Annotated in this window: 15 protein-coding genes; 13 read left to right on the forward strand and 2 right to left on the reverse strand. The window is 40.0% G+C overall.

Going from position 1 to position 15,054, the window contains the following annotated elements:
• Nucleotides 1–126 precede the first annotated feature (126 nt).
• Nucleotides 127–933 carry an ABC transporter permease gene (locus FYJ25_RS02665; protein WP_154580526.1) on the reverse strand — a complete coding sequence of 269 codons (807 nt, stop codon included), beginning with the start codon at nucleotides 931–933 and terminating at the stop codon, nucleotides 127–129.
• Entirely contained in the window at nucleotides 926–1,696 is a 771-nt protein-coding gene (locus FYJ25_RS02670; protein WP_096240877.1) for an ABC transporter ATP-binding protein, read from the reverse strand. The genes FYJ25_RS02665 and FYJ25_RS02670 overlap by 8 nt, the downstream gene beginning before the upstream one ends.
• A 57-nt stretch (nucleotides 1,697–1,753) precedes the next feature.
• Between FYJ25_RS02670 and FYJ25_RS02675 the strand changes: the two genes are divergently transcribed.
• From FYJ25_RS02675 to ispD, 13 genes are all read left to right on the forward strand, one after another.
• A complete protein-coding gene (locus FYJ25_RS02675) occupies nucleotides 1,754–2,260 on the forward strand; it encodes a signal peptidase II (RefSeq protein WP_154580473.1) in 507 nt (168 codons plus the stop codon).
• Nucleotides 2,261–2,660: 400 nt separating this feature from the next.
• Nucleotides 2,661–3,188, forward strand: coding sequence for a ribosome hibernation-promoting factor, HPF/YfiA family (hpf, locus tag FYJ25_RS02680; protein WP_021908115.1), 528 nt, complete (start codon nucleotides 2,661–2,663; stop codon nucleotides 3,186–3,188).
• A gap of 234 nt (nucleotides 3,189–3,422) precedes the next feature.
• On the forward strand, nucleotides 3,423–6,059 hold the full coding sequence (secA, locus tag FYJ25_RS02685) for a preprotein translocase subunit SecA (RefSeq protein WP_096240875.1): 2,637 nt from the start codon (nucleotides 3,423–3,425) through the stop codon (nucleotides 6,057–6,059).
• A 118-nt stretch (nucleotides 6,060–6,177) separates the two neighbouring features.
• The gene (gene prfB, locus FYJ25_RS02690) at nucleotides 6,178–7,293 is read left to right on the forward strand and encodes a peptide chain release factor 2 (protein WP_021908113.1); all 1,116 of its coding nucleotides are present in this window, start codon (nucleotides 6,178–6,180) and stop codon (nucleotides 7,291–7,293) included.
• 45 nt (nucleotides 7,294–7,338) lie between these two features.
• Nucleotides 7,339–9,489 (forward strand): Tex family protein, encoded by a 2,151-nt coding sequence (locus FYJ25_RS02695; RefSeq protein ID WP_154580474.1) that lies wholly within the window; start codon nucleotides 7,339–7,341, stop codon nucleotides 9,487–9,489.
• 29 nt (nucleotides 9,490–9,518) lie between these two features.
• The gene (locus tag FYJ25_RS02700) at nucleotides 9,519–10,202 is read left to right on the forward strand and encodes a hypothetical protein (RefSeq protein WP_154580475.1); all 684 of its coding nucleotides are present in this window, start codon (nucleotides 9,519–9,521) and stop codon (nucleotides 10,200–10,202) included.
• Between the two features lie 13 nt (nucleotides 10,203–10,215).
• Entirely contained in the window at nucleotides 10,216–10,647 is a 432-nt protein-coding gene (tsaE, locus tag FYJ25_RS02705) for a tRNA (adenosine(37)-N6)-threonylcarbamoyltransferase complex ATPase subunit type 1 TsaE (RefSeq protein WP_021908110.1), read from the forward strand.
• The gene (gene tsaB, locus FYJ25_RS02710) at nucleotides 10,648–11,376 is read left to right on the forward strand and encodes a tRNA (adenosine(37)-N6)-threonylcarbamoyltransferase complex dimerization subunit type 1 TsaB (RefSeq protein WP_154580476.1); all 729 of its coding nucleotides are present in this window, start codon (nucleotides 10,648–10,650) and stop codon (nucleotides 11,374–11,376) included. It abuts the gene before it with no gap.
• Nucleotides 11,373–11,807, forward strand: coding sequence for a ribosomal protein S18-alanine N-acetyltransferase (rimI, locus tag FYJ25_RS02715; protein WP_096240871.1), 435 nt, complete (start codon nucleotides 11,373–11,375; stop codon nucleotides 11,805–11,807). The genes tsaB and rimI overlap by 4 nt, the downstream gene beginning before the upstream one ends.
• Nucleotides 11,808–11,955: 148 nt before the next feature.
• Nucleotides 11,956–12,183, forward strand: coding sequence for a hypothetical protein (locus FYJ25_RS02720; protein ID WP_021908107.1), 228 nt, complete (start codon nucleotides 11,956–11,958; stop codon nucleotides 12,181–12,183).
• 16 nt (nucleotides 12,184–12,199) lie between these two features.
• On the forward strand, nucleotides 12,200–13,111 hold the full coding sequence (locus FYJ25_RS02725) for a ribonuclease Z (RefSeq protein ID WP_021908106.1): 912 nt from the start codon (nucleotides 12,200–12,202) through the stop codon (nucleotides 13,109–13,111).
• 5 nt (nucleotides 13,112–13,116) lie between these two features.
• The gene (tsaD, locus tag FYJ25_RS02730; protein WP_154580477.1) at nucleotides 13,117–14,148 is read left to right on the forward strand and encodes a tRNA (adenosine(37)-N6)-threonylcarbamoyltransferase complex transferase subunit TsaD; all 1,032 of its coding nucleotides are present in this window, start codon (nucleotides 13,117–13,119) and stop codon (nucleotides 14,146–14,148) included.
• 142 nt (nucleotides 14,149–14,290) lie between these two features.
• Nucleotides 14,291–14,995: a 2-C-methyl-D-erythritol 4-phosphate cytidylyltransferase gene (ispD, locus tag FYJ25_RS02735; protein WP_154580478.1), complete on the forward strand. Its 705-nt coding sequence runs from the start codon at nucleotides 14,291–14,293 to the stop codon at nucleotides 14,993–14,995.
• Nucleotides 14,996–15,054 lie beyond the last annotated feature (59 nt).

The following is a 15,054-nucleotide window of genomic DNA, read 5'->3' on the forward strand; positions in this document are numbered from 1 at the left end:
AAGAAACAACGATACATTCCAGATGCGGCTTGGGAGCGTATTTAAGATGCGGACGAGCATCTTAAATACAGCGACTACAGAGCAGATGGAATGTATCGTTGTTTCTTTTTTCGTCTTCTACACAAATCAAGAGTTAATAAAATGTTTTTCCAGTCGATTGAGTATTCCATACAGTAATGCGGCAATCAGGCAAAGCAGCACGATAGAGAGCATTACCCAATCCATTTTAAAGACCTGTGAGCCATAGATGATCAAATAACCAAGTCCTTTTCTGGCGGCGAGAAATTCTCCAATAACTACTCCGATCAGGCAAAGTCCAATATCGACTTTCAAAATACTAAGGATTGCAGGAAAGTTGATCGGAAGAATAACTTTGGTAAGACAGTCAAATCGGTTGCCATGCAGGGTATAGATCAGTTTTAATTTATCTGGGTCGGTTGTCTGAAAGCTGGTAAAAAGATTTAAGATGCTTCCAAAGATTGCAACGGATATGGCGGTGATGATAATGGTTTTCATGTTGTTGCCAAGCCATACGATAAAGATCGGAGCCATTGCTGATTTTGGAAGGCTGTTTAAAATCACAAAGTACGGTTCAAAAATCTCACTTAATGTTGTATTCCACCAAAGGAGTATGGCAACAAGAAGACTTATGGAGGCAACGAGAAAAAAACTGCCGAACGTCTCTGCAAGTGTGATGCCAATGTGTTTTAAGAGGTCTCCGGTGAGGAATAGTTCCTGACAGGCAAGAAGCATCCGGGAAGGGCTGCTGAAGATAAAGGCATTGATGATTCCGTTATGGGAAGATATCTCCCATAAAATAATAAAAAATACAAATATAAAAATTTGAAAGAACAGGACAAGGTGTTTATGTTGTCTTGTTTTTTTCATATAGAATTGTTGTTCTTTTGATAGATTGTTTGCTGATTCATTCATCATGTTTCAGCTCCTTCCATATCTGGTTAAAGTAATTTTGAAATTGAGGATGAATGCGGGCTTCTTTGGAAGAAAGCTGGTGTTCTGATCCAAAATCAATTGTTATGATTGATCGTATGTGGCCTGGACGTTTTCCAAGTACAATAATACGGTCGGAGATACTGATTGCTTCGGACAGATCATGTGTGACTAAAAGGGTGGTGACACCGCTTTGGCGAATGATTTTTGCGATGTCATCTGAGACATCAAGCCGAGTTTGGTAATCTAGGGCGCTGAATGGTTCGTCAAGAAGAAGAAAGTCCGGTTTTAAGGCAAGTGTTCGGATAAGGGCAGCGCGCTGGCGCATTCCGCCGGAAAGTTCTCTTGGATAAGAATCTGCAAAATCAGCAATATCATATTGCCGCATTAATTTCTGGACATATTCTAAGTTTTTTTCAGTAAGACGGTGTTGTATTTCGAGACCTAAAATGATATTTTTATATATAGTTCTATATTCTAATAAATGGTCTTTTTGCAGCATGTAGCCGATGGAAGGCGGCTGATTTAAAAAGGGATAACGAAGGCTTCCTTTTTGTAAGGGAATCAGACCGGCAATCAACTCTAAAAGAGTGGATTTTCCACAGCCGGAAGGTCCGATGATCGCTGCAAATTCGCCAGTGAAAAGGTCGAAGTGAATATCTTTTAACGCAGGGGTTTCGCCATTTTTTGTGTGATACGTATGGGAAAGTCCGCGCACAGATAAAAAAGCATTTGGTTGTGGCAACGTAGTTCAGTCCTTTTCTTTGAGGTATAATTTAACATATGCACAGGAGGTATCAAAGTGATATATTTCATAATTGTAACATTGATTATTGCAGGAGATAAGTTTTTAAAGGAATATTTCAGGAGTTCTCTTAGAGGAAAGCATCGAAAAGAACATTTTACCAGGTCTGGGGAGGGAATAAATACGGTAGATGCTATGCAGGATGGATGGAGAAGGAAGTTGTCTCCAAGAATTGAATTCCTAGAGAATAAAGGAGCAGCCAGTGGTATCCTTTCTTCACATCCAAAGATATTAAAAGGGATATCCGGTGTCATGCTTTGCTTTTGTGCGTTCGTATTGGGAAAAGAACGGCAAAAAGGAAGAGTGAGTGTTGCAGGACTTGGTTATGCGTTACTTCTTGGAGGAGGACTTAGTAACTTTATAGACAGAATGAAAAAAGGTTCTGTGACAGATTATATTCGTTTTCCTGAATTTCCAGTGAAGAAAATCAGTAACCTGGTTTTTAATATGAGTGATTTTGCGATTTTTGCAGGAATATTCTGCCTTTTGTTTCGGAAAAAGTAAGGAGGTTCGACTGAAAAGTCTAAAATTCTAGGTGAAATGTCGGATAATAAAGAATACTTTCAGAAAACGGTTAAAAACGGATTTCTCTATGAGAAATGGCTGAAAATTGTGCATAATAGACAATGAAATATACATAAATTTACAAAATGCAAAAAAGAACAAAGTGTCGGTGTATAACTCTTTGCAGTTATCCACGAAGAAAAAAACTGAAAAATGTTGAAAAACAGACTTATCCACTGAGTTATCCACAATATCCACAGTGGAAAAACAAAAGAAAAAAATGGAAAAAACACGTCAATATAAAACATCTGTTTTGTGTGATTTTTTTAAATAATTCATTGCCAGAATGAAGAATTGTTGGTATAATAATTATAATATAAGAAAAAAGGAGTGTGATCGTATGCGTTACATTATTTACGGCAAGAATCTGGAGGTTTCCGAGGGATTAAAGCAGGCTGTACACGATAAGTTCAGCAAGCTGGAGAAGTTTTTCACTCCAGAGACAGAAGTTCAGGTCACATTAAGCGTGCAGAAGGATAATCAGACAGTAGAAGCTACAATTCCTATGAAGGGAACGATCTTAAGAGTAGAACCTACAAGTACAGATATGTATGTTTCTATTGATATGGCAGTAGATTTACTGGAGCGTATGATTCGCAAGTATAAGACGAAGATTTCCAAGTACGGTAAGGGCGAAGTGAAGTTTAATGATGAGTTCATGGAAGAAGATGTGGACAATCATGAAACAGTAACGGTTACAAAGAGTAAGAGATTCGCTATTAAGCCGATGGATGTTGAGGAAGCCTGTGTACAGATGGAGCTGTTAGGGCATAGTTTCTTTGTATTCCGTAATGCAGAGACTTTTGAAGTGAATGTAGTTTATAAGAGAAAAGATAAAACATATGGTTTGATTGAACCAGAATTTTAAACATACATGAATTCATTTAGAAACGAAGGAAGAAGGCAGATGATTATCTGCCTTCCCTTTTTCTGTATATTAAGGGGATTAAAGCTTGAAAAGAGAGCTTATCAATGTTACAATATAATCTGTATGTTTAAAATTAGAAGAAGATTACCAACTCAGGAGGTGTGACCCCATCTTCTGTCAGTGGGGCCATACGTAAGTTTATGACGTGATTTACGATAGAAATAGGAGGTAAAGATGAGTTTTGTTGATAAACTTTTTGGCAATAAAAGTGAGAAAGAAATCAAGAGAATTGAAAAGTATGTAGATGCGATCGAGGCTCTTGATGAGAAGATGCAGGCATTAAGCGATGAAGAACTTCGTGCCAAGACACAGGAATTTAAAGATCGTCTGGCAGCAGGAGAGACTCTTGATGACTTGTTAGTGGAAGCCTTTGCTGTTGTAAGAGAGGCAGCAGACCGTACGATCCATCTGAAGCATTATCGTGTGCAGCTGATGGGTGGTATTATTTTACATCAGGGTCGTATTGCCGAGATGAAGACTGGTGAAGGTAAGACTTTGGTTTCTACTCTTCCAGCATATTTAAATGCGCTTGAGGGCAAGGGTGTTCATATCGTTACTGTTAATGATTATCTGGCTAAGCGTGATGCGAACTGGATGGGTAAGGTTCATCAGTTCTTAGGTTTAAGTGTCGGTGTTATTTTGAACAGTTATGATAATGCAGAACGTCAAGCTGCATATAACTGTGATATTACTTACATTACGAATAATGAATTAGGTTTCGATTACCTTCGTGATAACATGGTTATTTATAAGAAGGATCTTGTACAAAGAGAACTGAATTATGCCATTGTCGATGAGGTCGATTCCGTATTGATCGATGAGGCAAGAACCCCTCTTATCATTTCCGGTCAGAGTGGTAAGTCCACAGATCTTTATAAGGCATGTGATGTCCTTGCAAGACAGATGCAGCGTGGTACTTCGGATGGTGAACTTTCTAAGATTGATGCCATCATGGGTATTGATATCGAAGAAGATGGAGATTTCCTTGTTAACGAGAAGGATAAGCAGGTTATGCTTACAACAGAAGGTGTTAAGAAGGTAGAGCAGTTCTTCCATATCAAGAACCTTGCGGATGCAGAGAACCTTGAGATCCAGCATAATATTATTCTTGCTCTTCGTGCACATAACCTTATGTTCCGAGACAGGGATTACGTAGTAAAAGACAACGAAGTTCTTATCGTTGATGAGTTTACCGGACGTATTATGCCAGGACGTCGCTATTCTGATGGCCTTCATCAGGCAATCGAGGCAAAGGAGCATGTAAAGGTTAACAGAGAGTCTAAGACTCTTGCGACGATTACATTCCAGAACTTCTTTAATAAGTATACAAAGAAAGCCGGTATGACTGGTACTGCTATGACCGAAGATAAAGAGTTTATGGATATTTACGGCATGGACGTAGTAGAGATTCCTACGAATAAGCCAATGATCCGTATCGATCATGAAGATGCTATTTACATGACAAAGAAAGAAAAGTTAAATGCAGTTATCAACGATATCGTAGAGTCTCATAAGAAGGGACAGCCAGTTTTAGTTGGTACGATTAATATCGATACATCAGAAGAAGTCAGCGAATTATTAAGTAAGAGAGGAATTAAGCATAACGTACTGAATGCGAAGTTCCATGAATTAGAGGCAGAGATTATTTCACATGCTGGTGAAAAGGGAGCTGTTACGATCGCAACGAATATGGCTGGTCGTGGTACGGATATCAAGTTAGAAGATGGTGTTGCAGAACTTGGTGGATTAAAGATCATCGGTACAGAAAGACATGAGAGCCGTCGAATCGATAACCAGTTACGTGGTCGTGCCGGTCGTCAGGGTGATCCTGGTGAATCGAAGTTCTACTTATCTCTTGAAGATGACCTGATGCGCCTGTTCGGTTCTGAACGTATGATGAGCGTATATAAGGCGTTAAAGATTCCGGAAGGGGAAGAGATTCAGCATAAGACGATTACAAAGCAGATCGAAAAGGCACAGAAGAAGATTGAGAATAACAACTTCGGTATTCGTCGTAACCTGCTCGATTATGACCAGGTAAATAATGACCAGAGAGAAGTTATCTACGCAGAAAGACGCCGTGTATTAAATGGTGAGAGTATGCGGGATGTTGTTTACAAGATGATCAAGGATGTTGTTGCTGACGATGTAAATATGATCGCAGGAGAACAGCCATTAAAAGAGATGAATCTTGTAGAGCTGAATGAATCTTTAAGAAGAAAGATTCCATTAGAGCCAATCACTCTTACAGACGAAGAAAAAGAGAAGAATGATAAAGAAGCACTCATTTCCCGTCTTCAGGATGAGGCGATGAAGATTTACCATAAGAAAGAGAAAGACTTTAATGAATTTGCCAAGGTGAATGTACCGGAAGAAGGAGTAGAACTTGGTGAAGAAGATGCAGCAATCTTTAATGATGGTATTCGTGAAGTAGAACGTGTTATTCTTCTTAAAGTTATTGACAGTAAGTGGATGAACCATATTGATGATATGGATCAGCTTCGTGAGAGTATCGGACTTCAGTCTTATGCACAGAAGGATCCGGTTGTTCAGTACAAGTTCCTTGGATATGAGATGTTTGAGGAGATGACAAAGAACATTCGTCACGATACGGTTGGTGCTTTAATGCATGTTCAGATTGAGCAGAAAGTTGAAAGAAAGCAGGTTGCAAGAGCAACAGGCACAAACAAGGATGAGCTTGTCGAAAGAGGACCTTACCGCAGAAAAGAAGCAAAGATTGGACGTAATGCTCCTTGTCCTTGCGGAAGCGGAAAGAAATATAAAAACTGCTGTGGCAGATTTGCAAATTAAGGCAGGAAAAGTTTCGCACAGTGAATATTTTGCAGCAGATGTCAGGAAACGCACCTGTGAATGAATAGGCACTGTGCCTTTCTTTATCATATTATCATATATAGAAAGGGTTTTATAATTGGTTGAATTAGAACAATACAAATTTACGGTAAATCAATATAAAGAACCGATGAAGGAACTTGGTCTTTCTTTATCACTTTCCCATAAACATGAACAGATTAAAGAACTGGAAAGCGAGATGCGTGAGGAAGGCTTTTGGAATAATCCGGATAAGGCGCAGGAAGTGACAAAGAAGCTGAAGAACCTTAAAGATACGGTATCAGCATATCATGCATTGGAGATGACACTTGATGATGTCTCTACCATGATCGAGCTTGGGAATGAGGAGAATGATGCCAGTGTGATTCCGGAGATTGAAGAATTACTTGGTGAGTTTGAAATAGAGTTTGATAATCTAAAGATCCAGACATTGTTATCCGGTGAATACGATAAAAATAATGCAATCGTAACGCTTCATGCCGGTGCAGGTGGAACAGAGTCTTGTGATTGGGCGGGTATGCTGTATCGTATGTACAGTAAGTGGGCCGACAGTCATGGATTTAAGACAGAAGTTCTTGATTATCTTGATGGAGATGAAGCAGGAATCAAGTCCATTACTTTTGAAGTAAATGGAGAGAATGCCTATGGCTATCTTAAGTCAGAAAAAGGCGTCCATCGTCTGGTAAGGATTTCTCCATTTAATGCGGCAGGAAAGAGACAGACATCCTTTGCTTCTTGTGATGTTATGCCGGATATTGAGGAAGATTTATCTGTAGAGATTGCGGACGAAGATATTCGTATTGATACGTATCGTTCCAGCGGTGCAGGTGGACAGCATATCAACAAGACAGATTCGGCGATCCGTATCACCCATATTCCTACAGGTGTTGTTGTGCAATGTCAGAATGAACGTTCTCAGCACAAGAATAAAGATAAGGCAATGCAGATGTTAAAGGCAAAGTTATATCTGATTAAAGAGCAGGAAAACAGGGAAAAATTATCAGATATACGTGGCGAAGTATCCGATAACGGCTGGGGAAACCAGATTCGTTCTTATGTTATGCAGCCATATACGATGGTAAAAGATCACAGAACCGGGGAAGAGACCGGAAATGTACAGAGCGTGATGGATGGAAACCTGGATGCATTTATGAATGCATATCTCCGATGGATCACTACACCGCAAAAAGCATAACAGATCGTAAAATAAAAAGTACAGACATAAGGAGCAGACAGATTAATGGATATTATAAAGAAACTGGCGCAGGAGCTTACGATTAAGGAAGAACAGGCAAAAGCAGCGGTACAGCTCATTGATGAGGGAAATACGATTCCTTTTATTGCCAGATATCGTAAAGAGATGACAGGAGCCCTTAACGATGAGACTCTTCGTAATTTACATGAGCGCCTTCTTTATCTTCGTAATTTAGAAGAAAAGAAAGAGCAGGTTATTAACGCGATCACAGAACAGGACAAGATGACTGATGATTTAAAGAAAAAGATTTTAGCGGCAGAAACTCTTGTAGCAGTAGATGATCTGTATCGTCCATATCGTCCAAAAAAGCAGACGAGAGCGACGAAAGCAAAGGAAAAAGGGTTAGAGCCACTGGCGAACATTCTTCTTTTGCAGGCAACTTCTAAGAGTATGGAAGAAGAAGCACAGAGCTTTGTAGACGAAGCAAAAGGAGTTGTTAATGCAAAAGAGGCGCTTGCCGGAGCAAAAGATATTATTGCGGAGATGATCGCAGATAAAGCAGATTATCGCAAGAGTATAAGAAACTGTACGATGAAGCAGGGGCGTCTTGTAGTGAAAGCCAAAGATGAAAAGGCTGAATCTGTTTATGAAATGTATTATGATTTTAGCGAGGAACTGTCTAAGATTACAGGGTATCGTGTGCTGGCAATCAATCGTGGGGAAAAAGAAAAGTTTCTTACGGTTAAGGTAGAGGCTCCTGATGCACAGATTGTCAATGCGTTGAATAAAACAATGATAAAGGACAATCCAAATACAAAGACACTGATGGAAGAAACAGTGCTTGATGCTTATAATCGTCTGATCGCACCGGCAATTGAAAGAGATATCCGCAGTGAGATGACGGAAAAAGCACAGGAAGGTGCAATTACTGTTTTTGGAAAGAACTTAAAACAGCTTCTTATGCAGCCTCCAATGGAAGGAAGAACAGTTCTTGGCTGGGATCCGGCTTTCCGTACAGGCTGTAAGCTTGCTGTTGTAGACCCAACCGGTAAGGTATTAGATACCGTTGTCGTTTACCCAACTGCACCACAGTGTAAAGTAGAACAGGCAAAGAAAACAGTGCATGAGATGATTAAGAAGTATCATGTTTCTGTAATCAGCGTAGGAAATGGTACTGCCTGTCGTGAATCAGAACAGGTAATTACTGAACTGATTAAAGAGATTCCGGAAAAGGTAGCTTATGTTATCGTAAATGAAGCCGGAGCTTCTGTATATTCTGCAAGTAAGCTTGCCACAGAAGAATTTCCGGAATTTGACGTAGGACAAAGAAGTGCCGCATCTATTGCCAGAAGATTACAAGATCCGTTAGCAGAACTGGTAAAGATTGAACCAAAAGCAATCGGTGTTGGCCAGTATCAGCATGATATGAACCAGAAACGCTTAGAAGAAGCGTTAAATGGTGTAGTAGAAGACTGTGTAAACAAAGTAGGTGTTGATCTTAATACAGCTTCTGTTCCATTACTTTCTTATGTTTCTGGAATCAGTAAAGCAGTAGCAAAGAATATCGTAGCCTATCGTGAAGAAAATGGACGATTCCATACAAGAAAGGAACTTTTAAAAGTACCAAAACTTGGACCAAAAGCATTTTTACAGTGTGCAGGATTCTTACGGATTCCGAGAGGAGAGGAACCGCTTGATAATACAAGTGTACATCCGGAATCCTATGAGACAGCAGCGAAGTTGTTAAAGGATTTAGGTTATACTTCTGAAAGTATTCGTAATGGCGGACTTAGTACTCTTCACTCTCAGATTACAAATGAAAAAGCAACAGCGGAAAGTCTTGGCGTTGGAGAAATGACACTGCATGATATTGTAGAAGAACTGGAGAAGCCGGGAAGAGATCCAAGAAGTGAGATGCCAAAGCCTGTATTAAGGACAGATGTTCTTGAAATGAAAGACTTAAAAGAAGGTATGGTTTTAAAAGGAACGGTACGTAATGTGATCGACTTTGGAGCATTTGTTGATATTGGAGTACATCAGGACGGTCTTGTGCATATTTCTCAGATGACAGAGCGCTACATTAAGCATCCGCTTGAAGTAGTCAGCGTAGGAGATATTGTAGATGTGCAGGTTATGAGTGTGGATTTAAATAAAAAGAGAATCCAGCTTACGATGAAGATTGACCACAGCAAGTAACGCTGTGGCCATTGCAGGAGGAGTAACGCGTGAAAAACTTTGAAAAAATAAGTAAGATGAACCTTGCTGATCTTGACAGACCGGAGGGAATTCTAGAAGAAGAAAGTATACAGGATGCAGATCTGTGTGTAGAAAAAACAGCTCAAAATCCAGAAGATGAGGAGCGTTCTGAAACAATCGTAACAGAGAATGTACAGGAACAGCCGGAAGAACTTGCGAAAAAAGAAATGATGGAGCCACAGGGCAGACATTTCCGAGTTGATGCCAATGTAACAGAAAAGGAATTGAAGGCATTTCTTTTTGGTCATACGTATCGTCAGCCATTAATGATTATCGTAACGATATTAGCAATCGTATGGCCGCTTGCTGTGTTAATTAAGAAGCAGGGAAGTGTTACGATGCCGTTGATCTGTTCTTTATTTATTCTTATATGGATTCCATTTACAACAAATCTTCGTGCAAAGAATGCGAAAAAGCTGAATCCAATTTATAATGAAGAATTTCACTATATGTTTGATGAGTGGGGACTGCATCTGGAATTAGGAGATGATGCAATTGATGTAGAATGGAAAAAGATTACAAAATTAATTTTTTATAAGTCAGTTGCAGTGATTTATACCGGAAAGAACAATGCATTTTTAATCCCAAGTGCGGCAATGGGAACGCAGCGGGAAGAAATCATGAATTTCATAAAAGAGATGAAAAAGAGGTAAAAAAGAGGTAAAGATGAGAATAGAAAGTAACAGCGCAGAGGATACATTTGCACTGGGAAAACAATGTGGGCAAAAGGCAGCAGCAGGACAGGTCTATTGCCTTTATGGAGATTTAGGAGTAGGAAAGACAGTATTTACACAGGGATTTGCTGCGGGTCTTGGAATAAAAGGTCCGGTCAGCAGCCCGACCTTTACTATTTTGCAGGTATATGATGAGGGAAGACTTCCGTTTTATCATTTTGATGTATACCGGATCAGTGACCCGGAAGAAATGTACGAAATTGGTTTTGAAGAATATATTGAGGGAGAAGGAGTCTGCTTTATCGAGTGGGCGAATCTGATCGAGGAACTGCTCCCGGAACAATATACGGAAATCCATATCGATAAAGATTTGTCGAAAGGATTTGATTATCGTCTGATTACTGTTGAGGAGGTGCAAAGATAGATGAAACTTCTTGCATTAGACAGCTCTGGACTGGTGGCTTCCGTTGCCATTTTAGATGGAGAAACCTTAGTTGCAGAGTATACATTAAATTACAAAAAGACACACTCACAAACACTTTTACCTATGCTTGATGAGATTGTGAAAATGACACAGACAGAACTTTCTGAAGTGGACGCCATTGCTGTTGCAGCAGGTCCGGGTTCTTTCACAGGTCTCCGAATTGGTTCTGCCACTGCAAAAGGATTGGGTCTTGCGCTTAATAAACCAATCATTTCTGTTCCGACATTAGAAGGAATCGCCTGTAATTTTTATGGGACAGATGCGCTGATCTGTCCGATGATGGATGCCAGAAGAAAGCAGGTTTATACAGGAATCTATCATTTTGCAGGAGGGACAGAATTTGAAGAACTTGTAGCTCAGGAGGCAGGTCCGGTAGAAGACATTATTAAAAAGTGTAATGCGTTTGGACAAAAGCTTGGAAAACAGGTTATTTTTCTAGGAGATGGTGTTCCGGTATACAAAGATATTATTGAGGAATTCTGTACAGTAGAACATTCTTATGCACCGGCACATTTAAGGCGTCAAAGAGCAGGAGCGGTTGCCATTCGTGCAGTGAGATTATACGACGAAGGCAAGGCAGAACCGGCGAGTGACCATGCACCAATTTATTTGAGAAAGTCACAGGCGGAGCGCGAACTTGAAGCGAAGGGAAAGAAGTTAGAAGAATGAGAATTTGTCCAATGGCAGAAACAGACTGTGAACAGACAGAGATTCTGATGAAAGAATGTTTTTCGGTACCATGGTCAGTTGATGCATTAAAGGAAATGTTTCATACTAAGGGATATTGTTCTTTTCTTGCAAAAGAAGAGACAGAGGTTATCGGCTATATCGGGATGAAAGTAGTTCTAGATGAAGCAGATATCACCAATGTTGCCGTACTTCCCGCTTACAGGAAGAAAGGAATTGCCAGAAAGCTGCTGCAGCAGTTATTAGACGAGGCGAGACAGCAGGGAATTTATAGTATATATCTTGAAGTGCGGGATTCTAATGCAGCGGCGATTACTTTGTATAAACATGCCGGATTTAAAGAAGTCGGAAAAAGAAAGAATTATTATGAACATCCACAAGAAGATGCCAGGCTTATGTTATGGCAATCTTAAAAATACCAATAGTTACTAACGTTTTTCAGCACATTTTTCTGTATAATTAAGAGGAACTTCCATATGTAAGAGAAACTTTCATATGAAAAATGTTGTAGGATAATCATTTAGAAAAAGTTTTAAAAAGATGGAGGCTATGGAGAATAGAATGGAGAAAAAAGTGTATGAAGTATACTGTAATTCCTGTGGGAAAAAGATAGAAACAACAGACAGTACCAAAAGAGAAGATTATATTTCCATTAAAAAAGAATGGGGATATTTTTCAAATAAAGATGGACAAATACATATATTTCATATATGTGAGTCCTGTTATGATACATGGACAGGGCAGTTTCGGATTCCGGTAAAGGTGGAGGAACAGACGGAACTGCTATAGAAAAGTGAGGGAGATTATGCTGGAATTGTGTTTGCTCGGTTGTGGCGGAATGATGCCGCTGCCATATCGCAAACTGACATCATTGATGGCGAGATACAATGGAAACAGTATTTTAATAGATTGTGGTGAAGGAACACAGGTGGGAATCAAGGAAAAAGGCTGGAGTTTTAAGCCGATTGAGGTCATCTGTTTTACGCATTATCATGCAGATCATATCAGTGGACTGCCGGGGCTTCTTTTAACGCTTGGAAATGCACAGAGAACAGAGCCGCTATTAATGGTAGGACCAAGAGGATTAGAGCGTGTAGTGAATTCACTGAGGGTAATTGCACCGGATTTACCATTTCCGATTGTTTTTCGTGAGCTAAAAGAAAAAGAAGAAGTTATTGAAGCAGCTGGATGCCGGATTACGGCATTTCGTGTGAATCATAATGTAACCTGTTATGGATATACGATAGAGATTGACAGAGCAGGTAAGTTTGATATCAATAAAGCAAAAGAGAACAATGTAGAAATGCAATACTGGAACCGCCTGCAAAAGGGGGAAACCATTGAATTGCCAGACAGAATACTGACAAGTGATCTGGTTCTTGGACCGGCACGAAAAGGAATTAAATGTACGTATACTACAGATACAAGACCGACAGCATCTATTGTAGACCATGCAAAAGGTGCGGACTTGTTTATCTGTGAAGGAATGTATGGTGAGCCGGAGAAGAAAGCAAAAGCAATAGAATATAAACATATGACATTTTATGAAGCAGCAGAAATGGCAAAGAAAGCTGACGTGAAGAAGATGTGGCTTACGCACTACAGTCCTTCCCTGGTAAGACCGGAAGTATATCTTGAAGAAGTGCGGAAGATATTTGCCCGTACCAGTGCGGGAAAGGACGGAAAAAGTACGACTCTGTTATTTGAGGAGGAATAAGAAACATGGAAGAAAATAAAAAGGATGTGCTCATTCTGGCAATAGAGACTTCCTGTGACGAGACAGCGGCGGCTGTTGTAAAAAACGGGAGAGAAGTTTTATCAAATACCATTTATACGCAGATCAAACTGCATACATTATTTGGCGGCGTAGTACCGGAAATTGCATCCAGAAAACATATAGAGAAGATTAATATTGTAATTGAAACAGCATTAAAAGAAGCAGGTGTTTCTTTAGAGGATATTGATGCCATCGCTGTTACTTACGGACCGGGACTTGTCGGTGCACTTCTTGTCGGGGTTGCCGAAGCAAAAGCAATTGCGTATGCGACGAAGAAACCATTAGTTGGAGTGCATCATATCGAAGGCCATATCAGCGCCAACTATATTGAACATAAAGAGTTAGAGCCACCGTTTTTATGTATGGTAGCTTCCGGAGGACATTCACACCTGGTTCTCGTAAAGGATTACGGAGAGTATGAGATTATCGGAAGAACGAGAGACGATGCGGCCGGAGAAGCATTCGATAAAGTAGCAAGAGCAATTGGACTCGGCTATCCGGGCGGACCGAAGATTGACAAGCTTGCAAAAGAAGGCAATAAAAAGGCAATCGCATTTCCAAGAGCTAAAATAACAGATGCACCGGATGATTTCAGCTTCAGTGGTTTAAAATCAGCAGTACTGAATTATTTAAACCAGTGCCAGATGAAAGGGGAGGAAGTGAATCGTGCCGATGTGGCAGCTTCTTTCCAACAGTCGGTAACAGATGTGCTTACAGAACATACAGTGGGAGCGGCAAAGCGCCTTGGAATTAAAAAAGTCGCAATCGCAGGAGGGGTAGCGTCAAACTCTTCTCTTCGTGCGCAGATGGAAGAAGCCTGCCGCAAAAACGGATTAGAATTTTACCATCCGTCACCAATCTTTTGTACAGATAATGCAGCGATGATCGGTGTTGCAGGATATTATGAATACAAGAAAGGTATCCGGGATGGCTGGGATTTAAATGCAAAGCCAAACTTAAAGATTGGAGAACGTTAGGAATCTGTACCAGGAATCTTTTTATATAATCAAGTACAAAAAGATTTCAGGAGTATAAAGGAATGTACTCTCGGAGTTTTTCTCACAAAATCAAGCACAAAAAGATTCCGAAAGTACATAGGAGAGTACAGGAGGGGAGTACATGAAAGAGAAAGTGACAGCAGTTGTCTTAGCAGCGGGAAAAGGAAGCCGTATGCATTCTGATATACAAAAGCAGTATATGACTCTTTTAGAACGACCGGTTATTACCTATGCGTTAGAAGCTTTTGAAGACAGTTCTGTTGATGAAGTTATTCTTGTGGTCGCTCCAGGTGAGGTAGAATACGCACAGAAGAATATTTTAGATAAATATTCATATAAAAAAGTAAAGAAGATTGTTACCGGAGGAGCAGAACGGTATCATTCGGTATATGAAGCGTTGTGTGTTATCCCGGAAGAGAATTATGTTCTGATCCATGATGGAGCCCGGGCATTTATTACGCCAGAATTAATAGAATTTTGTATTGAGCAGGTAAAAAAAGACAAGTCCTGTGTTATGGGAATGCCGGTAAAAGATACGATCAAGATCGTAGATGATAATTGCTATGCAGTTTCTACACCACCAAGAAGCAGTATGTGGCAGATTCAGACCCCACAGTGTTTTATTACAAAAGAAATAAAAGAAGCCTACCGGAAAATGATGGAGGCCAAAGATGATTCTGTAACGGATGATGGCATGGTGATGGAAACATATGGTATTCGTGGTGTCCGCATGATAAAAGGAAGTTATGAAAATATAAAGATTACCACACCGGAAGATATGCTGCTTGGGGAGGCAATCTTAAAAAGCAGAAGGCAGAGTCAGTAACTACGGGAGATAGAAAGAGATAGAAAAATGAAGAAAGAAAATACAAGAAACCAGGAAGA

Source organism: Anaerobutyricum soehngenii, from assembly GCF_009697165.1.
Taxonomy (GTDB): Bacteria; Bacillota; Clostridia; order Lachnospirales; family Lachnospiraceae; genus Anaerobutyricum; species Anaerobutyricum soehngenii.

Coding starts and splice junctions, on each gene's coding strand:
- FYJ25_RS02665 (WP_154580526.1), bottom strand. CDS start 933: ATGAATGAATCAGCAAACAATCTATCAAAAGAACAACAATTCTATATG.
- hpf (WP_021908115.1), top strand. CDS start 2,661: ATGCGTTACATTATTTACGGCAAGAATCTGGAGGTTTCCGAGGGATTA.
- secA (WP_096240875.1), top strand. CDS start 3,423: ATGAGTTTTGTTGATAAACTTTTTGGCAATAAAAGTGAGAAAGAAATC.
- FYJ25_RS02695 (WP_154580474.1), top strand. CDS start 7,339: ATGGATATTATAAAGAAACTGGCGCAGGAGCTTACGATTAAGGAAGAA.
- tsaE (WP_021908110.1), top strand. CDS start 10,216: ATGAGAATAGAAAGTAACAGCGCAGAGGATACATTTGCACTGGGAAAA.
- tsaB (WP_154580476.1), top strand. CDS start 10,648: ATGAAACTTCTTGCATTAGACAGCTCTGGACTGGTGGCTTCCGTTGCC.
- rimI (WP_096240871.1), top strand. CDS start 11,373: ATGAGAATTTGTCCAATGGCAGAAACAGACTGTGAACAGACAGAGATT.
- FYJ25_RS02720 (WP_021908107.1), top strand. CDS start 11,956: ATGGAGAAAAAAGTGTATGAAGTATACTGTAATTCCTGTGGGAAAAAG.
- FYJ25_RS02725 (WP_021908106.1), top strand. CDS start 12,200: ATGCTGGAATTGTGTTTGCTCGGTTGTGGCGGAATGATGCCGCTGCCA.
- tsaD (WP_154580477.1), top strand. CDS start 13,117: ATGGAAGAAAATAAAAAGGATGTGCTCATTCTGGCAATAGAGACTTCC.
- ispD (WP_154580478.1), top strand. CDS start 14,291: ATGAAAGAGAAAGTGACAGCAGTTGTCTTAGCAGCGGGAAAAGGAAGC.